Source organism: Streptomyces tritici, assembly GCF_048500665.1.
Taxonomy (GTDB): domain Bacteria; phylum Actinomycetota; class Actinomycetes; order Streptomycetales; family Streptomycetaceae; genus Streptomyces; species Streptomyces tritici.
The window spans coordinates 3,482,811-3,502,806 of record NZ_CP183183.1 but is presented as its reverse complement, the minus strand read 5'-3'; the positions used below and the strand labels follow the sequence as shown (position 1 = coordinate 3,502,806).

Annotated in this window: 20 protein-coding genes; 8 read left to right on the top strand and 12 right to left on the bottom strand. The window is 73.2% G+C overall.

Annotated features, from left to right (window positions below; translation table 11 throughout):
* Window positions 1–30 precede the first annotated feature (30 nt).
* A complete protein-coding gene (locus ACNJ93_RS16185; protein WP_418958112.1) occupies window positions 31–573 on the top strand; it encodes a bacterial proteasome activator family protein in 543 nt (180 codons plus the stop codon).
* Between the two features lie 97 nt (window positions 574–670).
* Here ACNJ93_RS16185 and ACNJ93_RS16180 read toward each other — a convergent pair whose 3' ends face one another.
* From ACNJ93_RS16180 to pdhA, 7 genes are all read right to left on the bottom strand, one after another.
* Entirely contained in the window at window positions 671–1,660 is a 990-nt protein-coding gene (locus tag ACNJ93_RS16180; RefSeq protein WP_418958111.1) for an NAD(P)H-quinone oxidoreductase, read from the bottom strand.
* A gap of 10 nt (window positions 1,661–1,670) precedes the next feature.
* Window positions 1,671–2,723: a potassium channel family protein gene (locus ACNJ93_RS16175; protein ID WP_418961425.1), complete on the bottom strand. Its 1,053-nt coding sequence runs from the start codon at window positions 2,721–2,723 to the stop codon at window positions 1,671–1,673.
* A gap of 20 nt (window positions 2,724–2,743) precedes the next feature.
* Window positions 2,744–4,153 carry a molybdopterin molybdotransferase MoeA gene (locus ACNJ93_RS16170; protein WP_418958110.1) on the bottom strand — a complete coding sequence of 470 codons (1,410 nt, stop codon included), beginning with the start codon at window positions 4,151–4,153 and terminating at the stop codon, window positions 2,744–2,746.
* A complete protein-coding gene (locus tag ACNJ93_RS16165) occupies window positions 4,150–5,004 on the bottom strand; it encodes an NTP transferase domain-containing protein (RefSeq protein WP_418958109.1) in 855 nt (284 codons plus the stop codon). The genes ACNJ93_RS16170 and ACNJ93_RS16165 overlap by 4 nt, the downstream gene beginning before the upstream one ends.
* 222 nt (window positions 5,005–5,226) lie before the next feature.
* The gene (locus ACNJ93_RS16160; protein WP_418958108.1) at window positions 5,227–6,600 is read right to left on the bottom strand and encodes a dihydrolipoamide acetyltransferase family protein; all 1,374 of its coding nucleotides are present in this window, start codon (window positions 6,598–6,600) and stop codon (window positions 5,227–5,229) included.
* On the bottom strand, window positions 6,600–7,631 hold the full coding sequence (locus ACNJ93_RS16155) for an alpha-ketoacid dehydrogenase subunit beta (protein WP_418958107.1): 1,032 nt from the start codon (window positions 7,629–7,631) through the stop codon (window positions 6,600–6,602). The genes ACNJ93_RS16160 and ACNJ93_RS16155 overlap by 1 nt, the downstream gene beginning before the upstream one ends.
* Window positions 7,631–8,788, bottom strand: coding sequence for a pyruvate dehydrogenase (acetyl-transferring) E1 component subunit alpha (pdhA, locus tag ACNJ93_RS16150; RefSeq protein WP_418958106.1), 1,158 nt, complete (start codon window positions 8,786–8,788; stop codon window positions 7,631–7,633). The genes ACNJ93_RS16155 and pdhA overlap by 1 nt, the downstream gene beginning before the upstream one ends.
* A gap of 180 nt (window positions 8,789–8,968) precedes the next feature.
* Here pdhA and ACNJ93_RS16145 point away from each other — a divergent pair, with 180 nt between their 5' ends.
* Window positions 8,969–9,463: an Lrp/AsnC family transcriptional regulator gene (locus ACNJ93_RS16145; RefSeq protein ID WP_418958105.1), complete on the top strand. Its 495-nt coding sequence runs from the start codon at window positions 8,969–8,971 to the stop codon at window positions 9,461–9,463.
* 75 nt (window positions 9,464–9,538) lie between these two features.
* On the opposite strand, the gene ACNJ93_RS16140 is transcribed toward ACNJ93_RS16145, so the two are convergent.
* Both ACNJ93_RS16140 and ACNJ93_RS16135 read right to left on the bottom strand, forming a co-directional pair.
* The gene (locus tag ACNJ93_RS16140; RefSeq protein WP_418958104.1) at window positions 9,539–10,138 is read right to left on the bottom strand and encodes a TetR/AcrR family transcriptional regulator; all 600 of its coding nucleotides are present in this window, start codon (window positions 10,136–10,138) and stop codon (window positions 9,539–9,541) included.
* A 2-nt stretch (window positions 10,139–10,140) separates the two neighbouring features.
* Window positions 10,141–11,646 carry a 3-hydroxyacyl-CoA dehydrogenase gene (locus ACNJ93_RS16135; RefSeq protein ID WP_418958103.1) on the bottom strand — a complete coding sequence of 502 codons (1,506 nt, stop codon included), beginning with the start codon at window positions 11,644–11,646 and terminating at the stop codon, window positions 10,141–10,143.
* Between the two features lie 178 nt (window positions 11,647–11,824).
* Between ACNJ93_RS16135 and paaN the strand changes: the two genes are divergently transcribed.
* A complete protein-coding gene (gene paaN / locus ACNJ93_RS16130; protein ID WP_418958102.1) occupies window positions 11,825–13,522 on the top strand; it encodes a phenylacetic acid degradation protein PaaN in 1,698 nt (565 codons plus the stop codon).
* A 51-nt stretch (window positions 13,523–13,573) separates the two neighbouring features.
* Here paaN and ACNJ93_RS16125 read toward each other — a convergent pair whose 3' ends face one another.
* The 3 genes from ACNJ93_RS16125 to ACNJ93_RS16115 are packed head-to-tail and all read right to left on the bottom strand — an operon-like array spanning window position 13,574 to window position 16,220.
* Complete coding sequence (locus ACNJ93_RS16125) at window positions 13,574–14,263, bottom strand: TrmH family RNA methyltransferase (RefSeq protein ID WP_418958101.1); 690 nt, start codon at window positions 14,261–14,263, stop codon at window positions 13,574–13,576.
* On the bottom strand, window positions 14,260–15,477 hold the full coding sequence (locus tag ACNJ93_RS16120) for an HTTM domain-containing protein (RefSeq protein WP_418958100.1): 1,218 nt from the start codon (window positions 15,475–15,477) through the stop codon (window positions 14,260–14,262). Before ACNJ93_RS16120 ends, ACNJ93_RS16125 begins: the two co-directional genes overlap by 4 nt.
* On the bottom strand, window positions 15,474–16,220 hold the full coding sequence (locus ACNJ93_RS16115) for a DUF5819 family protein (protein WP_418958099.1): 747 nt from the start codon (window positions 16,218–16,220) through the stop codon (window positions 15,474–15,476). The genes ACNJ93_RS16120 and ACNJ93_RS16115 overlap by 4 nt, the downstream gene beginning before the upstream one ends.
* A gap of 112 nt (window positions 16,221–16,332) precedes the next feature.
* Between ACNJ93_RS16115 and paaA the strand changes: the two genes are divergently transcribed.
* From paaA to ACNJ93_RS16090, 5 genes are read left to right on the top strand one after another with little or no spacing between them, the layout of a single operon-like run.
* Entirely contained in the window at window positions 16,333–17,301 is a 969-nt protein-coding gene (gene paaA, locus ACNJ93_RS16110) for a 1,2-phenylacetyl-CoA epoxidase subunit PaaA (protein WP_418958098.1), read from the top strand.
* Window positions 17,298–17,585, top strand: a complete 288-nt coding sequence (gene paaB, locus ACNJ93_RS16105; RefSeq protein WP_418958097.1) for a 1,2-phenylacetyl-CoA epoxidase subunit PaaB — start codon at window positions 17,298–17,300, stop codon at window positions 17,583–17,585. Before paaA ends, paaB begins: the two co-directional genes overlap by 4 nt.
* On the top strand, window positions 17,582–18,337 hold the full coding sequence (gene paaC, locus ACNJ93_RS16100; RefSeq protein WP_418958096.1) for a 1,2-phenylacetyl-CoA epoxidase subunit PaaC: 756 nt from the start codon (window positions 17,582–17,584) through the stop codon (window positions 18,335–18,337). Before paaB ends, paaC begins: the two co-directional genes overlap by 4 nt.
* Complete coding sequence (gene paaD, locus ACNJ93_RS16095) at window positions 18,331–18,831, top strand: 1,2-phenylacetyl-CoA epoxidase subunit PaaD (protein ID WP_418958095.1); 501 nt, start codon at window positions 18,331–18,333, stop codon at window positions 18,829–18,831. Before paaC ends, paaD begins: the two co-directional genes overlap by 7 nt.
* Window positions 18,832–19,920 carry a 2Fe-2S iron-sulfur cluster-binding protein gene (locus ACNJ93_RS16090; protein WP_418958094.1) on the top strand — a complete coding sequence of 363 codons (1,089 nt, stop codon included), beginning with the start codon at window positions 18,832–18,834 and terminating at the stop codon, window positions 19,918–19,920.
* The last annotated feature ends 76 nt before the right edge of the window (window positions 19,921–19,996 follow it).

The window sequence follows — 19,996 nt, the reverse complement described above, 5'->3', positions numbered from 1 at the left end:
GTGAGGTTGGTGTGCGAGAGAATGGGCGGCATGGAGATGCCGAGGAGTGAACGGTCGCAGGAGAGCCCCCAGGTCCTGGTGGTAGGCCAGGACGGAATGGCGATCGGCGGCGCGGACGACGAGTCGCGCGAGGTTCCCGTGACGGACATGGTTGAACAACCGGCGAAGGTCATGCGGATCGGCAGCATGATCAAGCAGCTCCTTGAGGAGGTCCGCGCGGCCCCTCTGGACGAGGCGAGCCGGGTCAGGCTCAAGGACATCCACGCGAGTTCCGTGAAGGAGCTGGAGGACGGGCTGGCTCCTGAGCTGGTCGAGGAACTGGAGCGGCTCTCCCTGCCGTTCACCGACGAGGCGATCCCCTCGGAGGCGGAACTGCGCATCGCGCAGGCCCAGTTGGTCGGCTGGCTGGAGGGCCTGTTCCACGGCATCCAGACCGCGCTGTTCGCCCAGCAGATGGCGGCCCGGGCCCAGTTGGAGCAGATGCGCCGCGCCCTTCCCCCGGGCGGCGCCCCGCACGACGACGAGCAGGAGCGCGGCGGCCACGGCGGCGCCCGCTCGGGTCCCTACCTGTAGGAACGCGTCCCGCGGCCGCGCGGGGGCATGGACCGTACGGCGAAGGCCCGGCACCTGGTGGTGCCGGGCCTTCGCCGTACGGTCGTCCTCCGGTGCGTCAGAGCGCCTTCGGGGCCAGCAGCAGCACCTTGCCGACGTGGCTGCCGGAGTCGAGCGCCCGGTGGCCCTCGGCGGCCTCCTCCATCGGCACCGTCGTGTGGATCACCGGGCGGACCGTGCCGGCCGAGATCAGCGGCCAGACGTGCTCCCGCACGGCGGCCACGATCGCCGCCTTCTCCTGCAGCGGCCGGCTGCGCAGCGTCGTCGCCGTGATCGCGGCCCGCTTGCCCAGCAGCGCCGCCAGGTTCAACTCGCCCTTCACACCGCCCTGCAGGCCGATGATCGCGAGCCGGCCGTTGACCGCGAGCGCCTGCACGTTGCGCTGCAGGTACTTCGCCCCGACGATGTCGAGGATCACGTCCGCGCCCGCGCCGTCGGTGGCCTTGCGCAGCTCCTCGACGAAGTCCTGGCGCCGGTAGTCGATCAGGATGTCCGCGCCCAGCTCGGCACACCGCTCCAGCTTCTCCGGGCCGCCCGCGGTGACCGCGACCTTCGCCCCGACCGCCTTCGCCAGCTGGATCGCCGTGGTGCCGATGCCGCTCGCACCGCCGTGCACCAACAGCGTCTCGCCCGGCCGGAGATGGGCGATCATGAACACGTTCGACCAGACCGTGCAGACGGCTTCGGGCAGCGCCGCCGCCGTCACCAGGTCCACGCCCTCCGGCACGGGCAGCAGCTGACCGACGGGGACGACGACCTTCTCCGCGTACCCGCCGCCGACCAGCAGCGCGCACACCTCGTCGCCGACGGACCAGCCCGAGACCCCGGGCCCGAGGGCCGCGATCCGGCCGGAGCACTCCAGGCCGGGGTAGCGGGACGAGCCGGGCGGGGGGTCGTAGAAGCCCTGGCGCTGCAGCAGGTCGGCGCGGTTGACCGCGCTCGCCACCACCTCGACGAGCACCTCGCCCTCGGCGGGCACGGGTTCGAGCACCTCGGCCCAGACGAGGGCCTCGGGGCCGCCGGGTTCCGGAATCGTGATCGCATGCATGGCGGCGAGGCTACTCCGGCTGCGGAGCGGTCAGCGGGGTGACGGGGGCGGCCCGCACGATCGTGATCACCCGGTCCGTCAACTGCAGCGGACTGGCCTTCGGATCGTCGTAACCGAGCAGCCGGTGGCCGCGCAGCACGCTCACCACCAGGTCCTCGGTCTCGCGGACGTTCTTGCCCACCTCGGCCTTGGTGACCGGCCGTTCGACCAGATCGAGGCCGGAGCCCTGCTGGATCAGATCCTCCATGACCGTGCCGGCGCTGGGGCTGAGCACGGAGAGCCCGAGCAGCCGGCCGGCGGCGCTAGCGCTGGTGATCACGGCGTCGGCGCCGGACTGGCGCAGCAGCGGCGCGTTCTCCTCCTCGCGGACCGCGGCCACGATCTTCGCTCCCCGGTTCATCTGGCGGGCCGTCAGCGTCACCAGGACGGCCGTGTCGTCCCGCTGGGTGGCGACGATGATCTGACGGGCCTTCTGCACCTCGGCCCGGAGCAGGACGTCGCTGCGGGTGGCATCGCCTATCACGCCGACGAAGCCGTCCGCGTTCGCCGCCTCGATGACCTTGCTCGACGGGTCGACGACGACGATCTGGTCCTTGGCCAGGCCCGTCGCGTACAGCGTCTGGATCGCGGACCGTCCCTTGGTCCCGAAGCCGACGATGACGGTGTGGTCGCGCAAGTGGGTCCTCCAGCGGTTCAGCCGCCACTCCTCCCGGGTCCGTTCGGTGAGGACCTCGAGAGTGGTGCCGACCAGGATGATCAGGAACAGCACGCGCAGCGGCGTGATCAGCAGAATGTTGGTGAGCCGGGCGCTGTCGCTGTGCGGCACGATGTCGCCGTACCCGGTGGTGGAGAGGGTCACCGTCGAGTAGTAGGCCGCGTCGAGGAAGTCGACGCTGCTGTCGGCGTTGTCGTGGTAGCCCGCGCGGTCGATGTAGACGATGACCACCGTCAGCACCAGCACGCCCAGGGCCATCAGCAGGCGTTTGGCGACCTGGCGCAGCGGCTGCTCGACGACCCGGCGGGGCAGTTTCACCCGCGCGTTCTCGTCGGCCCGCCGGGCCATGGCGTCCTGTCCGGGAAGTTTCACGTGAAACACGCTCCTCTGGCGGCGGTGCCCGCCGCAGCGGACAGCGCCTGAGGCGCCGACCAGGGCAGATCGAGTACGTCGAGAGTGTCACCGGGCCGCGCCCCGCCCGGTGGGACCACGGCCATGCCGGCCGCGGCGGCGATGCCGCGGAGCATGGCGGGCCCGTTGTAGTGCAACGGCACAAGGTGGTCGCCCCGGTGGACGACGGGGACCAGGCGGGTGTCCTGGGGATGGCCCTGCACCTCGTCGCGGACAGGTCCGCGATACGGCTCGGAGGCCGGGCGCCCCGACCGGGCGCGCAGCAGCGGTTCGGCGAGGGTCAGCAGCCCGGAGACGGCCGCGAGCGGGTTGCCGGGCAGCCCGACGAGATGACGACCCTCCCCCAGGCGGGCCAGCAGCATCGGATGACCCGGGCGCACCTTCACCCCGTCCACCAGCAGCTCCGCGCCGGCCTTCGCCAGGACGGGGTGGACGTGGTCGACGGGGCCGGCCGCGGTGCCGCCCGTCGTGATCACCAGATGCGCGGGGGAGCCGGTGACGGCGGCGTACAGGGCGTCGGCGTCGTCCCCGATGCGGTGGGTGCCGAGGACGTCCGCGCCGAGGGCCTCCAGCCAGGGTCCGAGCATGGGGCCGAGGGCGTCGCGGATCAGACCCTCGTGGGGGAGTCCCGAGGTGAGCAGCTCGTCGCCGAGCACCAGGACCTCGACGGTGGGACGGGGCAGGACGAGCAGCTCGTCGTACCCGGCGGCCGCGGCCAGTCCCAGCACGGCCGGGCTGACCGGCGTCCCGGCGGGCAGCAGCGGGTCGCCGGTACGGCACTCCTGGCCGCGCGGGCGGATGTCCTGGCCCGGGACGACCTCGCGTTCGGCGTACAGCCGCCCGCCGGTGCCGGTGCGGGCGTGCTCGCTGCGGATCACGGCCGTGGCGCCGGGCGGCACCCGGGCACCGGTGGCGATGCGTACGGCGGTGCCGTCGTCCAGGGCGGCGGCGGGCGCGTGTCCGGCGAGGACGGCGCCGTCCTCGTCGACGCGCCACGGGCCGGGACCGGCGACGGCCCAGCCGTCCATGGCGGAGCTGTCGAAGGACGGCAGGTCGGTGAGCGCGGTCAGCGTCTCGCCGAGCAGCCTCCCGAGCGCCTCGCCGAGCGGTACGGAGCGGGGCGCGGGCCCTACGGCCGCCCCGGCCTTCCGCGCCGCTTCCCTGGCCTCCGGCCAGGGCGTGGCGCGATGGCGCTCCGGGGGCGCGGGGGCGGATTCGGGCGGGGGCGGCGACGCCGGGGCGGGGGCCTGGAGGGCCAGGGCGTCGTCGAGAGCACCGTCGAGGGCGTCCGGGACGCCGCCGGAGACCTCGCCAGGGTCGCTCGTGCCCGCCGTGCCGCTGTCGGCCGCGGGGTCCTGCGGGGTCATTCGGCCTCGTCCTGCGCCGCCTCCGCGGCCCAGCGTCCGGCGAGTGCGGCCGCCTTGCGGGCCGCCTCGGCGACGGCCTCCGGGCCGCCGTTCGCCTGCGCCGCCGCGTAACCGACCAGGAAGGTGGTCAGCGGGGCGGCCGGTCGGGCCACTCCGTGGGCGGCGTCGCGCGCCAGGTCGAGCAGGACGCCGGTGTCGACGTCGAGTTCGATGCCCAGTTCGGCCTTGACTGCGGTGATCCATTCTTCCAGCACGTTCCCATGCTCCCTGATCCGTGCCCGGGCCGCGGCAAGGTCCTCCCAGGTGTCGCAGTCGAAGGAGGCCAGGGGGTCCGCGGCGAGCCGGGCGAGCCGGAGTCCCCGGGTCAGCCGTCGCAGCGGCAGCCCGGCGAGCCCGCCGTGCTCCTCGGCGACGGAGTCGAGCAACTGCCGCACGGGCGCACTCCGGTACGCGGCCACGAGCGGCTGGTCACGGCCGTCGGCGTCGACGGCCAGGACGGCGTCGGCTCCCGGGTCGCCGGCCAGGGCGTCCACGAGCCGTCGCACCATCGCCTCGTCGAGGAACGGCAGGTCCGCGGAGAGCACCAGCACGAGGTCGGCGCCGCTCCGCCGCAGCCCCGCGTCGAGCGCGGCCAACGGGCCGCCGCCCGGCGGCTCCTCGCGCGCCCAGTCCACCGGCCGGACGGTGGGACGGGGCTCGCCGACGACGACGGTCCGCCCGGCGGTCCGGCATCCGGCGAGCACGCGGTCGAGCAGCGCGCGCCCGCCGACGCTCAGCGCGGGCTTGTCCGCCCCGCCGAGCCGCGTGGCCGCGCCCCCGGCGAGCACGATGGCGTCATACGAGGTCGTCACCCCAGCAGTATGAGCCGCCGCCCCGAACGGCGACGCCCGGGCCGAGGCAGGGGAAGGTGCCTCGGCCCGGGCGTCCGGGCGGAATCGGTCGAACGGACCGGTCTGTTCGAGCACGGACCTGTCCGGTCGAGCACGGACCGGTCGAGCAGGGTCCAGTCGTGCACGGACCGGTCGTGCCCGGACCGGTCGGTCTTCGCCGACCGGCTGGGCGCGGTCCGGCCGTCAGAGCGTGCGGAGCAGCACCGCCGGGTTCTCCACGCAGTCGGCCACGTAGCGCAGGAAGCCGCCCGCGGTGCCCCCGTCGCAGACGCGGTGGTCGAACGTGAGCGACAGCTGCACGACCTGGCGGACCGCCAGCTCGCCCTGGTGCACCCACGGCTTGGGCATGATCCGCCCGACCCCCAGCATCGCGGCCTCGGGGTGGTTGATGATCGGCGTGGAGCCGTCGACCCCGAACACCCCGTAGTTGTTCAGGGTGAACGTGCCGCCGGTGAGGTCCGCCGGGGTCAGCGTGCCCTGCCGGGCGGACTCCGTCAGCCGCGCGAACTCGGCCGTCAGCGACTCCGCCGACCGCGTGTGCGCGTCGCGGACCACCGGCACGACAAGCCCGCGGTCGGTCTGCGCGGCGAAGCCGAGGTGCACGGACGGCAGCCGGACGATCTCCCGCGCGGCCGTGTCCACCGTCGAGTTCAGCTCCGGGAACCGGGCGAGCCCGGCCGTGCAGATCCGGGCCAGCAGCGCCAGCACGGAGATCTTCGGGCCGCCCGCCGCGTTCATCGCGGCGCGGGCCGCCATCAGCTCCGTCGCGTCCGCGTCGACCCAGCAGGTCGCGTCCGGGATCTCCGTCCGGCTGCGGGACAGCTTGTCCGCGACCGCGCCCCGGATCCCGCGCAGCGGAACCCGCTCGCCGGCGGCCGCGACCGCCGGGGCGGGAGCGGCGGCCGGAGCGGGCACGGCGGCGGTGGGAGCCTCCGCGTCGCGGATCGCGCGCTCCACGTCGGCCCGCAGGATCAGACCCTCGGGGCCCGAGCCGCGCAGCGACCGCAGGTCGAGGCCCTTCTCCCGGGCCAGCTTGCGCACCAGCGGCGAGATGACCGGCACCGGCCCGTCGACCGCGTCGGGCGCCGCGGCCACAGGGGCCACGGGAGCCGCGGTCGCCGCCGGAACCGCGGCGACCGGAGCCGCCGGGCTCTCCCGGCGGACCCGGCGGCGGCGTGCCGCGGGACCTGCCGTGCCGTAGCCGACCAGCACGTTCCCGGAGTACTCCGAGGACTCCGCGTCCTTCGCCTCGGCCTTCGGCGCGGCGGAGGCCGCCGGCGCGGCCGGGGCCGCCCCGTCGCCGTCGGAGGGCTCCCCCACGGCGACCGTCAGCAGCGGGGCGCCGACGGGCAGTTCGGTCCCTTCCTCGCCGAACCGGGCGGTGACCACACCGCCGTACGGGCAGGGCACCTCGACCATCGCCTTGGCCGTCTCGACCTCGACCACCGGCTGGTCGATGGCGACGACGTCGCCGACGGAGACCAGCCAGCGCACGATCTCCGCCTCGGTCAGCCCCTCGCCGAGGTCGGGCAGCTTGAACTCGAGCACCTGGGCCATCAGCTCTCCGCCTCCCACTGCAGCCGCGCCACCGCGTCCAGGACCCGGTCCACGCCCGGCAGGTGGTGCCGCTCCAGCATCGGCGGCGGGTACGGGATGTCGAAGCCGGCGACCCGCAGCACCGGGGCCTCCAGGTGGTGGAAGCACCGCTCGGTCACCCGGGCGGCGATCTCCCCGCCGGGCCCGGCGAAACCGGGCGACTCGTGGACCACGACCGCCCGGCCGGTGCGCCGCACGGACGCGCAGACCGTCTCGTCGTCGAACGGCACCAGCGAGCGCAGGTCCACGACCTCCAGGTCCCAGCCCTCCGCAGCGGCGGCCTCGGCCGCCTCCAGGCAGACCGGCACGGACGGGCCGTACGTGATCAGGGTGGCGCTGGTGCCGGGGCGGCGCACGACCGCCTTGCCGAGCGGCTCGACCGCGGCCGGCGACTCCGGCGACCAGTCGGACTTCGACCAGTAGAGCCGCTTGGGCTCCAGGAAGACCACCGGGTCGTCGGAGGCGATCGCCGCCCGCAGCAGCCCGTACGCGTCCTCGACCGTGGCCGGGGTGACGACGTGCAGGCCGGGGGTGGCGATGTAGTACGCCTCGGACGAGTCGCTGTGGTGCTCGACGCCGCCGATGCCACCGCCGTACGGCACGCGCACCACCAGCGGCATCGGCATCGCGCCGCGGGTCCGGTTGCGCATCCGGGAGACATGGCTGATCAGCTGCTCGAACGCCGGGTAGGCGAAGGCGTCGAACTGCATCTCGACGACCGGCCGCAGCCCGTACATCGCCATGCCCACGGCCGTGCCGAGGATGCCGGCCTCCGCGAGCGGGGTGTCCGTGACGCGGTCCTCGCCGAACTCCTTCTGCAGCCCGTCGGTGACCCGGAAGACACCGCCGAGCGTGCCGACGTCCTCGCCGAGGACGTGCACCGTCGGGTCCTCGGCCATCGCGTCGCGCATGGCGCGCTGCAGCGCCTGCGCCATGGTCGCCGGACGGGGCTTGGCCGCCACGGTCTTCGCGACCGTCGTCGCCCTGGTCATCACGCCTCGCTCTCGGCGTCGAGCTCGGCCCGCAGCTGCGCCGCCTGCTCCCGCAGCTGTGCGGTCTGCTCCGCGTACACATGGGCGAACAGGTCCATCGGGTCGAGGACCGGGTCCGCGTTCATGCGCTCGCGCAGCCGCGCCGCCATCGTCTCCGCGGCCTCGGCCGCCTCCCGGACGCCGTCCTCGTCGAGCACTCCGCGCTCCGTCAGGTCCCGCTCCAGAATCCGGATCGGATCGTGCGCCCGCCACGCCTCGACCTCGCTCTCGCCGCGGTAGCGGGTGGCGTCGTCGGCGTTGGTGTGGGCGTCGATCCGGTAGGTGACCGCCTCGACGAGGGTCGGGCCGCCGCCGCGCCGGGCACGGGCCACCGCCTCGGTGAGCACCTGGTGCACCGCCACCGCGTCGTTGCCGTCGACCAGCCGGCCCGGCATGCCGTAGCCGACCGCCTTGTGGGCCAGCGACGGCGCCGCGGTCTGCTTGGCGAGCGGCACGGAGATGGCGAAGCCGTTGTTCTGCACGAGGAAGACCACCGGGGCCTGCCAGACCGCCGCGAAGTTCAGCGCCTCGTGGAAGTCGCCCTCGCTGGTGCCGCCGTCGCCGACCATGGCCAGGGCGACCACGTCGTCGCCCTTGAGGCGGGCGGCGTGCGCCAGGCCCACGGCGTGCGGCAGCTGCGTGGCCAGCGGCGTGCTGAGCGGGGCGATGCGGTGCTCGCGCGGGTCGTAGCCGGTGTGCCAGTCACCGCGCAGCAGCGTCAGGGCCTGCACGGGGTCCAGGCCGCGCGCGACGGCGGCGAGGGTGTCCCGGTACGAGGGGAAGAGCCAGTCCTGCTCCTGCAGGGCCAGCGCGGCCGCGACCTCGCTGGCCTCCTGGCCCGTGGTGGAGGGGTAGACGGCGAGCCGGCCCTGCTTGGTGAGGGCCGTGGCCTGCGCGTTGTACCGGCGGCCGCGGACCAGCTCGGCGTACAGCCGGAGCAGCAGCTCCCGGTCGACGTCGGCCATCGCGTCCGTGCCGATCACCCGGAAGGGCGAGGCGTCCGGCAGCAGCGGCGCGGGGTCGGTGCGCGGCTGCCAGGCGGGCGGTGGGGTGGGCCGGTACGCGACGGCAGCCGGCGGCGCTTGGACTGTCGAACTGCGCTGTTGCAACGAGTCCACCTCCTCGTGGGAGCGGGCACTAGACCCGAGGGCAGGGGGCGGCGCGAGTGTGGCGCGCCTCACCTACCGATTGTTCGGTCGTGGACGCATTTTGGCTACAGGCGGCCCGAGCCTGTGGACAATCGGTTCTCCACAGCCTGGGATAGAGGCAGGTCGTCCATGCGAGAGAGGCGGGGGGACATGGCGGATGAACAAATGGCCGACGGCGGGGAGGACGCGCTCGCGCCGCGTCCGCTGGACGCGGTCGACAAGGCGATCCTGCGCATCCTGCAGACGGACGGGCGCGCCTCGATACGGTCGGTGGCCGAGCGGGTGCACGTCTCCCGGGCGAACGCCTACGCCCGGATCAACCGGCTGATCGACGACGGGGTGATCCGCGGCTTCAGCGCGCGGCTGAACCACGAACGGGCCGGCCAGGGCGCGTCCGCGTACATCACTCTCAAGATCGTGCAGAACTCCTGGCGCACCGTGCGGGAAAAGCTCCAGGAGCTGCCGGGAGCCGCGCACATCGCTCTGGTCAGCGGGGACTTCGACGTCCTGCTGCTCGTGCACACGCCGGACAACCGCACCCTGCGCGAGCTCGTCCTGACGCGGATCCAGGCCATCCCCGAGGTGCTCTCGACGCGCACGCTGCTGGTGTTCGAGGAGACGGACCTGGACCCCGACGGGCCGTAGACCCGCCGGGGAACGACCGGGCGCGCTCGGGGACGCCCCCGGCGCGCCGGCCTCCACAGGGCCTCTTCAGCGCGCTCAGCTCGCCGTGCGCAGCCCGTCGAACGCCAGATGCACCACGGTGTCGGCGAGCTGGGCGCGGTCCGCCTCGCCGCCCGGACCCGTGTGCGGGCGGTACCACTCGACCAGCGAGTTCACCATGCCGAACAGCAGCCGCGTGGCGAGCCGGATGTCCACATCGGCCCTCAGGTCCCCGTCGGCGACGGCCGCCTTCAGCAGCTCCGCCACCCGCTGGTCGAACTCCCGGCGCCGCTCCAGCGCCCACCGCTCCGTCGTCGTGTTGCCGCGCACCCGCAGCAGCAGGGTCACGTACGGCAGTTCCGCCGTCAGCACCTCGACGGTCCGCCGGGTCACGTACTCGACCCGCTCCACGGCCCGGCCCTGCTGCGCCCCGGCCTCGTCGAGGATCGCGAACAGCCCGTCGAGCGCCCGGCTCACCGCCCGCCGCAGCAGCTCCTCCTTGCCCGCCACGTGGTGGTAGATCGAGGACTTGGAGATGCCGGCGGCCTTGGAGAGGTGCTCCATGGAGGTGCCGTCGTAGCCGCGCTCGTTGAAGACCCGCACCGCCACGGAGAGCAGCGTCTCGGGGGTGTAGGTGTCACGCTTGGGCGTCGCCACGGTCACTCGCCCCCCTCGGCGTAGGCGCGGCGGTAGAGGGCCAGGGAGGGCTGGTAGCGGCCGCCGGGGATCCGTGCGTTCAGCTCCCCGAGCAGGTCGTGCGCCCAGCCGGCGCCGAGCCGGCGGCCCCATTCGACGGGTCCGAGGGGGTAGTTGACGCCCAGGCGCATGGCCGTGTCGATGTCCTCGGCGGAGGCGACGCCCTTCGCGACGGCGTCGGTGGCCAGGTCGATCAGCATCGCCACCGTGCGGGCGACGATCATGCCGGGGACGTCCTCGATGACGCTGACCTTCTTGCCGAGGGCCTGGAACAGGCCTATCGCCTCGCGCAGCGTCTCCCAGGGGGTGTCCTCCGAGGCGGACAGCGCGATCCGGGTGGCCGTGCGGTAGTCGAGCGCCAGGTCGTAGAAGACGACGTCGCGGAACTCGATCGCGGTCTGGCCGTCCGCGAGCGCCAGCTGCCCGCCGCTCGGCAGCACGATGCGGCTGCCGCGGTCCTCCTCGACCTCGTGGACGGTGATCCCGGCCTCCCGGGCCATCGCGACCAGCTCCTGCGCCGGCCCGAGGTCGCCGCCCTCGACGGTGATCTCCGCGGGAGGCTCGGTCAGCGGGGCGGTGTGCGGCTCGGGGGCGGCGGCGCCCTCCCTGTACGCGTACCAGCCCTGGCCCGTCTTACGGCCGAGCCGGCCCGACTCGACGAGCCGGCGCTGGGCGAGCGAGGGGGTGAACTTCGGGTCCTGGTGGAAGGACTCCCAGACCGAGCGGGTGACCGCCTCGTTCACGTCCTGGCCGATCAGGTCGGTCAGCTCGAACGGGCCCATCCTGAAGCCGCCGCACTCGCGCAGCACCGCGTCGATGGTGGCGGGGTCCGCACCGCGCTCCTCGTGGATCCTCAGCGCCTCGGCGTAGAAGGGGCGGGCGATCCGGTTCACGATGAAGCCGGGGGTGTCGGCGCAGCGCACCGGCGTCTTCCCCCAGCCCTTGGCCGTGTCGTACGCGGTCGTCGCCGCGGCCTCGTCCGTGGCGTGCCCGCTGACCACCTCGACCAGCGGCAGCAGGGGCGCCGGGTTGAAGAAGTGCAGTCCGACGAAACGCTCCGGCAGGCGCAGCGCCCCGGCGACGGCGGTGACGGACAGCGAGGAGGTGTTGGTCGCGAGCAGGCAGTCGTCCGCGACGACCTTCTCCAGCTCGGCGAACAGCTCCTGCTTGACGTCCAGACGCTCGACCACGGCCTCGACCACGAGGGCGCTGTCGGCCAGGTCGGCGAGCTGCCCGGCCGGGTGCAGACGGGCGACGGCGGCGGTGCGCGCGTCCGCGTCCAGCCGACCCTTCTCGACCAGGCGGTCCAGCCGGGCGGCGATCGCCGCGACGGCGGCCTCGGCCCGTCCGGGAACGGTGTCGTGGAGCCGGACCGGGTGGCCCGCGACCAGCGCGACCTGGGCGATTCCCTGGCCCATGGTGCCGGCGCCGACGACGGAGACGGTTCGGCTGTGCTCGATGGCGGTCATGTCGGTGATCCTCCCCTACTCGGTTATCCACAGGTTCTGCGGACCCCCTTGTACCGACCGATCGTTCGGTTACTCTAGCCCTGTCCGCACATTCCTGCCCACCCGTCCTCCACCACCACCCGTCGAGGGGCGCCCCGCGCGCCGCATCGGATTGAGCTCACCGAGGAGTTGGTCCTTGATGGCCGCCGCTCAGCTGACCACCGACACCCTGGCCGACAGGCACCGGCCGACGCTCGACCAGGCGCTCGAGACCATTCGCACGCGCGCCTACTGGTCCCCGCACCCCGAGCACCCCAAGGCCTACGGGGAGAACGGCTCGCTGAGCGCCGCCGAGGGCCTGGCCGCGTACCAGGCGCTGCTCGACGGCCGCTTCGAGCTCGACCAGCCCGGCACGGACGGCTGGACCGGCGGCGAGATCTCGCCCTACGGCCCCGTCCTCGGCGTCGAGTACCCGCACGCCGACATCGACGTGCTGCTGCCGGCGATGCGCGCCGGCATGGCCGCCTGGCGCGAGGCCGGGCCCGAGACGCGCGCCCTGGTCTGCCTGGAGATCCTCGCCCGGATCTCCGCCCGCACGCACGAGTTCGCGCACGCGGTCATGCACACCAGCGGCCAGGCGTTCATGATGGCGTTCCAGGCCGGCGGCCCGCACGCCCAGGACCGCGGCCTGGAGGCGGTGGCGTACGCGTACGCCGAGCAGACCCGCACGCCGTCCGGCGCGGCCGCCTGGTCGAAGCCGCAGGGCAAGCGGGACCCGCTGGAGCTGAGCAAGCAGTTCACCCCGGTCGCCCGCGGCATCGCGCTGATGATCGGCTGCAACACCTTCCCGACGTGGAACGGCTACCCGGGCCTGTTCGCCTCCCTCGCCACCGGCAACCCGGTCCTGGTCAAGCCGCACCCGCGGGCCGTGCTGCCGCTGGCGCTGACCGTGCGGGTGGCGCGCGAGGTGCTCGCCGAGGCCGGTTTCGACCCGAACCTGGTCGCGCTGGCCGTCGAGCGGCCCGGCGAGGGCATCGCCAAGACGCTGGCCGTCCGCCCCGAGATCAAGATCATCGACTACACGGGTTCGACCGCCTTCGGCGACTGGCTGGAGGAGCACGCCCGCCAGGCCCAGGTGTACACGGAGAAGGCCGGCGTCAACACGGTGGTCGTCGACTCCACCGACGACTACAAGGGCATGCTCTCCAACCTGGCCTTCTCGCTGTCGCTGTACAGCGGCCAGATGTGCACCACCCCGCAGAACCTGCTGATCCCGCGCGACGGCATCACCACGGACGCCGGCCCCAAGTCGTACGACGAGGTCGTCGCCGACCTCGCGGCCGCGGTCGGCGGGCTGCTCGGCGACGACGCCCGGGCCAACGCGCTGCTCGGCGCCCTGGTCAACCCCGATGTGAAGGCCCGCCTGGAGGCGGCCGCGGGGCTCGGCGAGGTCGCCCTGGAGTCGCGCGAGGTGGAGAACCCGGACTTCCCCGGCGCGGTCGTCCGCACCCCGGTGATCGTGAAGCTGGACGGCGGCAAGCCCGAGGCGCAGGCCGCGTACTTCTCCGAGTGCTTCGGCCCGGTCTCCTTCGCGGTCCGCGTGGACTCCACCGACGACGCCCTGGAGCTGCTGCGGCGCACGATCCGCGAGAAGGGCGCGATGACCGTCGGCGCGTACACGACGTCCCCGGACGTCGAGCGGGCCGTCGAAGAGGTCTGCCTGGACGAGTCGGCGCAGCTCTCGCTGAACCTGACCGGCGGGGTGTACGTCAACCAGACCGCGGCGTTCTCCGACTTCCACGGCTCCGGCGGCAACCCGGCGGCCAACGCGGCCCTGTGCGACGGCGCGTTCGTCGCCAACCGCTTCCGCGTCGTCGAGGTCCGTCGCCAGGCCTGACCACGCCGAAAGGGCCCGTCCGCGTGCCGGACGGGCCCTTTCGCACGGGCGTCACACAGCGCCGGGCGCGTCCGTGATCTCGGCGTACCGCTGGACCCAGGCGTGCATGGCGATCGCCGCCGCCGCGCCCGCGTTGATCGAGCGGGTCGAGCCGAACTGCGCGATCGAGCACACCATCGCGGCGTGCGTGCGGGCCTCCTCGGTCAGGCCCGGCCCCTCCTGCCCGAACAGCAGCACACAGCGGCGCGGCAGCACCGTCCGCTCCAGCGGCACCGCGCCCGGCAGATTGTCGATCCCGATGATCGGCAGGTCCTCGGCCGCGGCCCAGGCCGTCAGCGCCTCCGTGTCGGGGTGGTGGCGGACGTGCTGGTACCGGTCGGTGACCATCGCCCCGCGCCGGTTCCAGCGGCGCCGGCCCACGATGTGGATCTCCTTCGCCAGGAACGCGTTCGCGGTCCGCACCACCGAGCCGATGTTGAAGTCGTGGCCCCAGTTCTCCACCGCCACGTGGAAGTCGTGCCGCCGGGTGTCCAGGTCGGCGACGATCGCCTCCCGCGTCCAGTACCGGTACCGGTCCACGACGTTGCGCCGGTCGCCGTCGGCCAGCAGCTCCGGGTCGTAGCGCTCGTCCTGAGGCCAGGGCTCCGGGTGCGGTCCGACGCCGACCTCCTGCCCGAACCCCTCGTCGTACTGGAGGGGCTCGTCGGGACGGTTCGGCTGTTCGGCGGTACTGGTGCTCACCCGACGAGGGTACGGGCAGCGGGCTCCTCCTCGGGGTCCCGCTGCCGCGGCACAGCGCCCCGGCCCAGCCGCGCCAGCGCCCGGTCCCGGCCCCGCGCGGCCCGCGCGCCGAGCCACACGAGGAAGGCGGTGGGCAGGAAGACGGCGTCCGCGGCGATCATCGCCATCGAGAAGAACGGCAGCCCGAGCAGCACCGCGATGCCCGCGTGCTCCAGCATCATCGCGACCAGCAGGACGTTCTTGACCTTGCGGTTGAACAGCGTGAACGGGAACGCGACCTGGACCAGGACCGTTCCATAGGTGAGCAGCATCACCATCACGCCGCCGGAGGCCAGCAGGTCCGAGAGCGCCGGCCAGGGCGTGAAGTAGTCGAGCTTGAGGGGGTAGTACAGGGCGGTGCCGTCCTGCCAGCGCGAGCCCTGGATCTTGTACCAGCCCGCCGTGGCGTAGATCAGACAGACCTCCGCCATGATCACGACGAGTGCGCCGTTGTGCACGAGGTTGGCGATCACGTCGAGCAGCGTGCGCGGCTCGCCCGGCCCGTACCGGCAGGCCAGCCACCACAGCGCCTGGCCGAGCCAGAGCAGCCACAGCAGCGTCAGGAACCAGATCTCGCCGGTCCGGTCGGAGAAGTACGTGGCCGCGAGGAGGAAACCGCCGAGCACCGTCCACAGCAGCGGACCCACGAGGTCCCGGCGGCGCTCTTCCTCCGCCGTCCGCGCGGTGCGGGCGGCGCGCCGGGCGTCGAGCGACCAGACCTGCCCGCAGCGGGTCAGGACGAGGTAGAGCGCCATGAGATGGATGACGTTGTCGCCGCCGTCGCCCATGAAGACGGAGCGATTCTGCAGCGACAGCACCCCGGCCATGAAGACCACGGACATGGCCCGGGTGCGCCAGCCGACCAGCAGCAGGGCGCTGGAGAGCACGGCGAGCACGTAGACGAGCTCGAACCACAGGTGGCTGTCCGACCACATCAGGGCCGTGAAGGAGCCGTTGTCGGCGATCAGCCGGCGCCCCATCTCCCAGGACCAGGGGCCGTCGGGACCGTAGAGCTCATGGCGGTGGGGCAGCTCGCGCAGCAGGAAGAGCAGCCAGGTCAGCGAGAAGCCGATGCGGACGATCGCGGTCTGGTACGGGCCGAGGGCGCCGGCCGTGACGCGCTGCACCGCGCGGGCGAGCCGGCGGTCGGGGGCGGTGTGCGGTGTTCCGGTCACCGGGCTGCCTCCGTCCCGGCACGGCCAGGGGCGGGGTCCTGGGCGAGGAGCCCGGCGCGGTCCTGGCGCGCGCCGTCGGGCCGGTCCGCGGCGGTCACCGTCCACCACGGCAGGGTGCGGTACTCGGTCGCGCGGCGGCTCTTGTCCGTGCTCCACGGCGGCCTGGCGACCCAGCGGGTCTCCGAGCGCACCTGGATCCGTTCGACGCGGCCGCCGACCCGGTCCTCGCCGAGGCGGAGCATCACCATGCGGCGGACGTACTGCTCGGAGAGCCGGCCGCGCATGCCGTTGGGCTCGTTGTCGGCGTTGTGGGTGTTCACGAAGAAGTCCCAGCCGCGGCGGAGCTCGTTCTGGAAGGCGTGGCTCGGCAGCGGGTTGCCGCGTATGTGCTCGGCGTCCTGGGCGGAGAGGTCGATCCAGCCGGTGGTGCGCCGCCCGCCGTCACCGGTGGCGACGACCGCCCGGACCTGGACGGCGATGTTGGTCTGCAGCGGGTTGGGGGCGAAGAGCTTCCAGTTCTGTTCGAACTCGGGGTAGACCCACTCGTCCACCGCCTCGCCGTTCTGCTTGGTCAGCGTGTTCGACGGCGCGACGTGCAGGAACACCATCGACAGGTGCCAGCAGGCGAGGACCGCGACCACCGCGAGCGTCACGGCGGCGACGACCTGGTACGGCAGGGACAGGGCGGCCATGCCGCCGCGGGCACCGCCTCCGCGCGCGGTCCCGTCGTCGTACGAGTCCATCCCCGCCCCGATCCCGATCGGCCCCGTCAGTTATCCACAGGGTTGACACCTTACGGGCCGCCGACCCACCATTGAAGTCATTCAACCGAACGATCGGTCGGTAGGGGGTCCGATGACCACAGGGACGTCAGCGGCAGAGGCGACGATGGACGCGTCCGCCCTCGAGGCGGTGTTCGACGCCGCCGTCGCGGCCGACGAGCGCATCGAGCCGCGCGACTGGATGCCGGACGCCTACCGGGCCACGCTCGTCCGCCAGATCGCCCAGCACGCGCACTCCGAGATCATCGGCATGCAGCCCGAGGCCAACTGGATCACCCGCGCCCCTTCGCTGCGGCGCAAGGCGATCCTCATGGCCAAGGTGCAGGACGAGGCCGGCCACGGCCTGTACCTGTACAGCGCCGCCGAAACCCTCGGCACCAGCCGCGACGAGCTCCTCGACAAGCTCCACGCCGGCCGCCAGAAGTACTCCTCGATCTTCAACTACCCGACGCTGACCTGGGCCGACGTCGGCGCCATCGGCTGGCTCGTGGACGGCGCGGCGATCACCAACCAGGTCCCGCTGTGCCGCTGCTCCTACGGGCCCTACGCCCGCGCCATGGTCCGGATCTGCAAGGAGGAGTCCTTCCACCAGCGCCAGGGGTACGAGGCCCTGCTCGCCCTCTCCCAGGGCACGCCCGAGCAGCACGCCATGGCGCAGGACGCGGTCGACCGCTGGTGGTGGCCCTCGCTGATGATGTTCGGCCCGCCCGACGACGAGTCGTCCCACTCCGCCCAGTCCATGGCCTGGAAGATCAAGCGGCACTCCAACGACGAACTGCGCCAGCGCTTCGTCGACATCGCCGCCCCGCAGGCCGAGGCCCTCGGCCTCACCCTCCCCGACCCCGACCTGCGGTGGAACGAGGAGCGCGGGCACTACGACTTCGGGGCGATCGACTGGACCGAGTTCTGGGAGGTCCTCAAGGGCAACGGCCCCTGCAACGAGCAGCGGCTGAGCAAGCGGCGCCAGGCCCACGAGGACGGCGCCTGGGTCAGGGAAGCAGCGGCGGCATACGCCGGGAAGCACGGGGAGGCGCAGCGATGAGCACCGACGGATGGCCGCTGTGGGAGGTGTTCGTGCGCTCGCGCCGCGGACTGTCCCACACGCACGCGGGAAGCCTGCACGCGCCGGACGCCGAGATGGCCCTGCGCAACGCCCGCGACCTGTACACCCGGCGCAACGAGGGCGTCTCGATCTGGGTGGTCCCGTCCACGGCGATCACCGCCTCCTCGCCCGACGAGCGGGACCCGTTCTTCGAGCCCTCGGCCGACAAGCCCTACCGGCACCCGACCTTCTACGAGATCCCCGAGGGGGTGAAGCACCTGTGACCGCCGAGACCACCACGACCGGAACGCCCGCCACCGAGTCCGCCGTGCCCGCCGCGGCCGCGCTGGCGCTCGGCGACGACGCCCTCGTGCTCGCCCAGCGCCTGGGGGAGTGGGCCGGCAACGCGCCCGTCCTGGAGGAGGACGTCGCCCTCGCCAACATCGCGCTCGACCTCCTCGGCCAGGCCCGCGTCCTGCTCACCCTCGTCGGCGACGAGGACGAACTGGCCTACCTCCGCGAGGAACGCGCCTTCCGCAACGTGCAGCTCGTCGAACAGCCCAACGGCGACTTCGCGCACACCATCGCCCGGCAGCTGTACTTCTCCACCTACCAGCGCCTGCTGTACACGGAGCTGGCCGCCGGGAACAGCCCGCTGGCCGGCCTCGCCGCCAAGGCCGTCAAGGAAGTCGCCTACCACCAGGACCACGCCGAGCAGTGGACCCTCCGCCTCGGCGACGGCACCGACGAGAGCCACGCCCGCATGCAGCGCGCCGTGAACGCCCTGTGGCGCTACACCGGCGAGCCGTTCCAGCCCGTCGAGGGCCTCGACGTCGACCGCACCGCCATGGAAGCCGCCTGGCTGGAGTCCGTCTCCTCCGTACTGCGGCGCGCCACCCTGACCGTGCCCGAGGGGCCGCGGCTCGGCGCCTGGAGCGCCGGAGCCGGCCGCCAGGGCCTGCACACCGAGTCCTTCGGCCGGATGCTCGCCGAGATGCAGCACCTGCACCGCAGCCACCCGGGGGCGACATGGTGACCATGACGGCGCTCGAACAGGAACTGAGCCGCATCGCCGGCGCCGTTCCCGACCCCGAGCTGCCCGTCCTCACCCTGGAGGAGCTCGGCGTCCTGCGCGGCGTGCACTACGTCGGCCCCGGCAGCGTCGAGGTCGAACTCACCCCCACCTACACCGGCTGCCCCGCCATCGAGGCCATGTCCTGCGACATCGAGCGCGCCCTGCACGAACACGGCGTCCCCGAAGTCAGCGTGAAGACCGTCCTCTCCCCCGCCTGGTCGACGGACGACATCACCGAGGAAGGCCGCCGCAAGCTCGCCGAGTTCGGCATAGCCCCGCCCCGCCCGCAGGCGGCCACCGCCGGCGGACCCGTACCGCTGAGCCTGGCGATCCGCTGCCCCCACTGCGGCTCCACCGACACCGAGCTGCTCAGCCGCTTCTCCTCCACCGCGTGCAAGGCCCTGCGCCGCTGCGTGACCTGCCGCGAACCGTTCGACCACTTCAAGGAGTTGTAGATGCAGACCCCCCGCTCCGGACGGGCTGAGTTCCATCCGCTCCGGGTGAGCGCGGTCGAACGGCTCACGGACGACGCGGTGGCCGTGACCTTCGAGGTCCCGCCCGAACTGCACGACGCCTACCGCCACGCCCCCGGCCAGCACCTCGCGCTGCGCCGCACCGCCCGGACCGGCGAGGAGATCCGGCGCACCTACTCGATCTGCGCCCCCGCCGTGCCGGCCGGCCGGGCGCCGGTGCTGCGGGTGGGCATCCGCCTGGTCGACGGCGGCGAGTTCTCCACCTACGCGCTCAAGGAACTGGCCGTCGGCGACACGGTCGAGGTCATGGAACCCATGGGCCGGTTCGTCCTCGAACCGCGGCCCGGGCACTTCGCCGCCGTCGTCGGCGGCAGCGGCATCACGCCCGTGCTGTCCATGGCGGCGACCCTGCTGGAGCGGGAACCGGACGCCCGGTTCTGCCTGATACGGAGCGACCGCACAGCGGCCTCCACCATGTTCCTGGACGAGGTCGCGGACCTGAAGGACCGCTACCCCGACCGCTTCCAGCTGGTAACCGCGCTCTCCCGCGAGGAACAGCAGGCGGGCCTGCCCTCCGGCCGGCTCGACGAGGAACGGCTCACCACGCTCCTCCCGACCCTGCTGCCCGTCGACGCGATCGACGGCTGGTTCCTGTGCGGCCCGTACGGACTGGTCACGGGCACGGAGCGGGCCCTGCGCACGCTCGGCGTACCGCGCGGCCGGGTCCACCAGGAGATCTTCCACGTCGACGACGGCTCCGCCCCCAAGCCCGCCCCGATGGCCGGCGCACCCGTGCACGCGACCCTGACCGCGACCCTGCACGGCCGCTCCGGCAACTGGCCGGTGCAGGAGGGCGAGACGCTCCTCGACACGGTGCTCCGCGCCCGCGCCGACGCGCCGTACGCCTGCAAGGGCGGCGTGTGCGGCACGTGCCGGGCGTTCCTGGTGCAGGGCGAGGTGCGGATGGACCGGAACTTCGCACTGGAACCCGAGGAGACCGAGGCCGGCTATGTGCTGGCCTGCCAGTCCCATCCGGCCACGGCCGACGTGGAGCTGGACTTCGACCGCTGAGCCACGGCCATTCCCTTCCCCTAGAACCTGTTCTATCTTGACGCTCCGTCAGCGGCAGCGTCAGGACGGCAACAGG

Coding starts and splice junctions, on each gene's coding strand:
- ACNJ93_RS16185 (WP_418958112.1), top strand. CDS start 31: ATGGAGATGCCGAGGAGTGAACGGTCGCAGGAGAGCCCCCAGGTCCTG.
- ACNJ93_RS16180 (WP_418958111.1), bottom strand. CDS start 1,660: ATGCATGCGATCACGATTCCGGAACCCGGCGGCCCCGAGGCCCTCGTC.
- ACNJ93_RS16175 (WP_418961425.1), bottom strand. CDS start 2,723: ATGGCCCGGCGGGCCGACGAGAACGCGCGGGTGAAACTGCCCCGCCGG.
- ACNJ93_RS16170 (WP_418958110.1), bottom strand. CDS start 4,153: ATGACCCCGCAGGACCCCGCGGCCGACAGCGGCACGGCGGGCACGAGC.
- ACNJ93_RS16160 (WP_418958108.1), bottom strand. CDS start 6,600: ATGGCCCAGGTGCTCGAGTTCAAGCTGCCCGACCTCGGCGAGGGGCTG.
- ACNJ93_RS16155 (WP_418958107.1), bottom strand. CDS start 7,631: ATGACCAGGGCGACGACGGTCGCGAAGACCGTGGCGGCCAAGCCCCGT.
- ACNJ93_RS16145 (WP_418958105.1), top strand. CDS start 8,969: ATGGCGGATGAACAAATGGCCGACGGCGGGGAGGACGCGCTCGCGCCG.
- ACNJ93_RS16135 (WP_418958103.1), bottom strand. CDS start 11,646: ATGACCGCCATCGAGCACAGCCGAACCGTCTCCGTCGTCGGCGCCGGC.
- paaN (WP_418958102.1), top strand. CDS start 11,825: ATGGCCGCCGCTCAGCTGACCACCGACACCCTGGCCGACAGGCACCGG.
- ACNJ93_RS16115 (WP_418958099.1), bottom strand. CDS start 16,220: ATGGACTCGTACGACGACGGGACCGCGCGCGGAGGCGGTGCCCGCGGC.
- paaA (WP_418958098.1), top strand. CDS start 16,333: ATGACCACAGGGACGTCAGCGGCAGAGGCGACGATGGACGCGTCCGCC.
- paaB (WP_418958097.1), top strand. CDS start 17,298: ATGAGCACCGACGGATGGCCGCTGTGGGAGGTGTTCGTGCGCTCGCGC.
- paaD (WP_418958095.1), top strand. CDS start 18,331: ATGGTGACCATGACGGCGCTCGAACAGGAACTGAGCCGCATCGCCGGC.
- ACNJ93_RS16090 (WP_418958094.1), top strand. CDS start 18,832: ATGCAGACCCCCCGCTCCGGACGGGCTGAGTTCCATCCGCTCCGGGTG.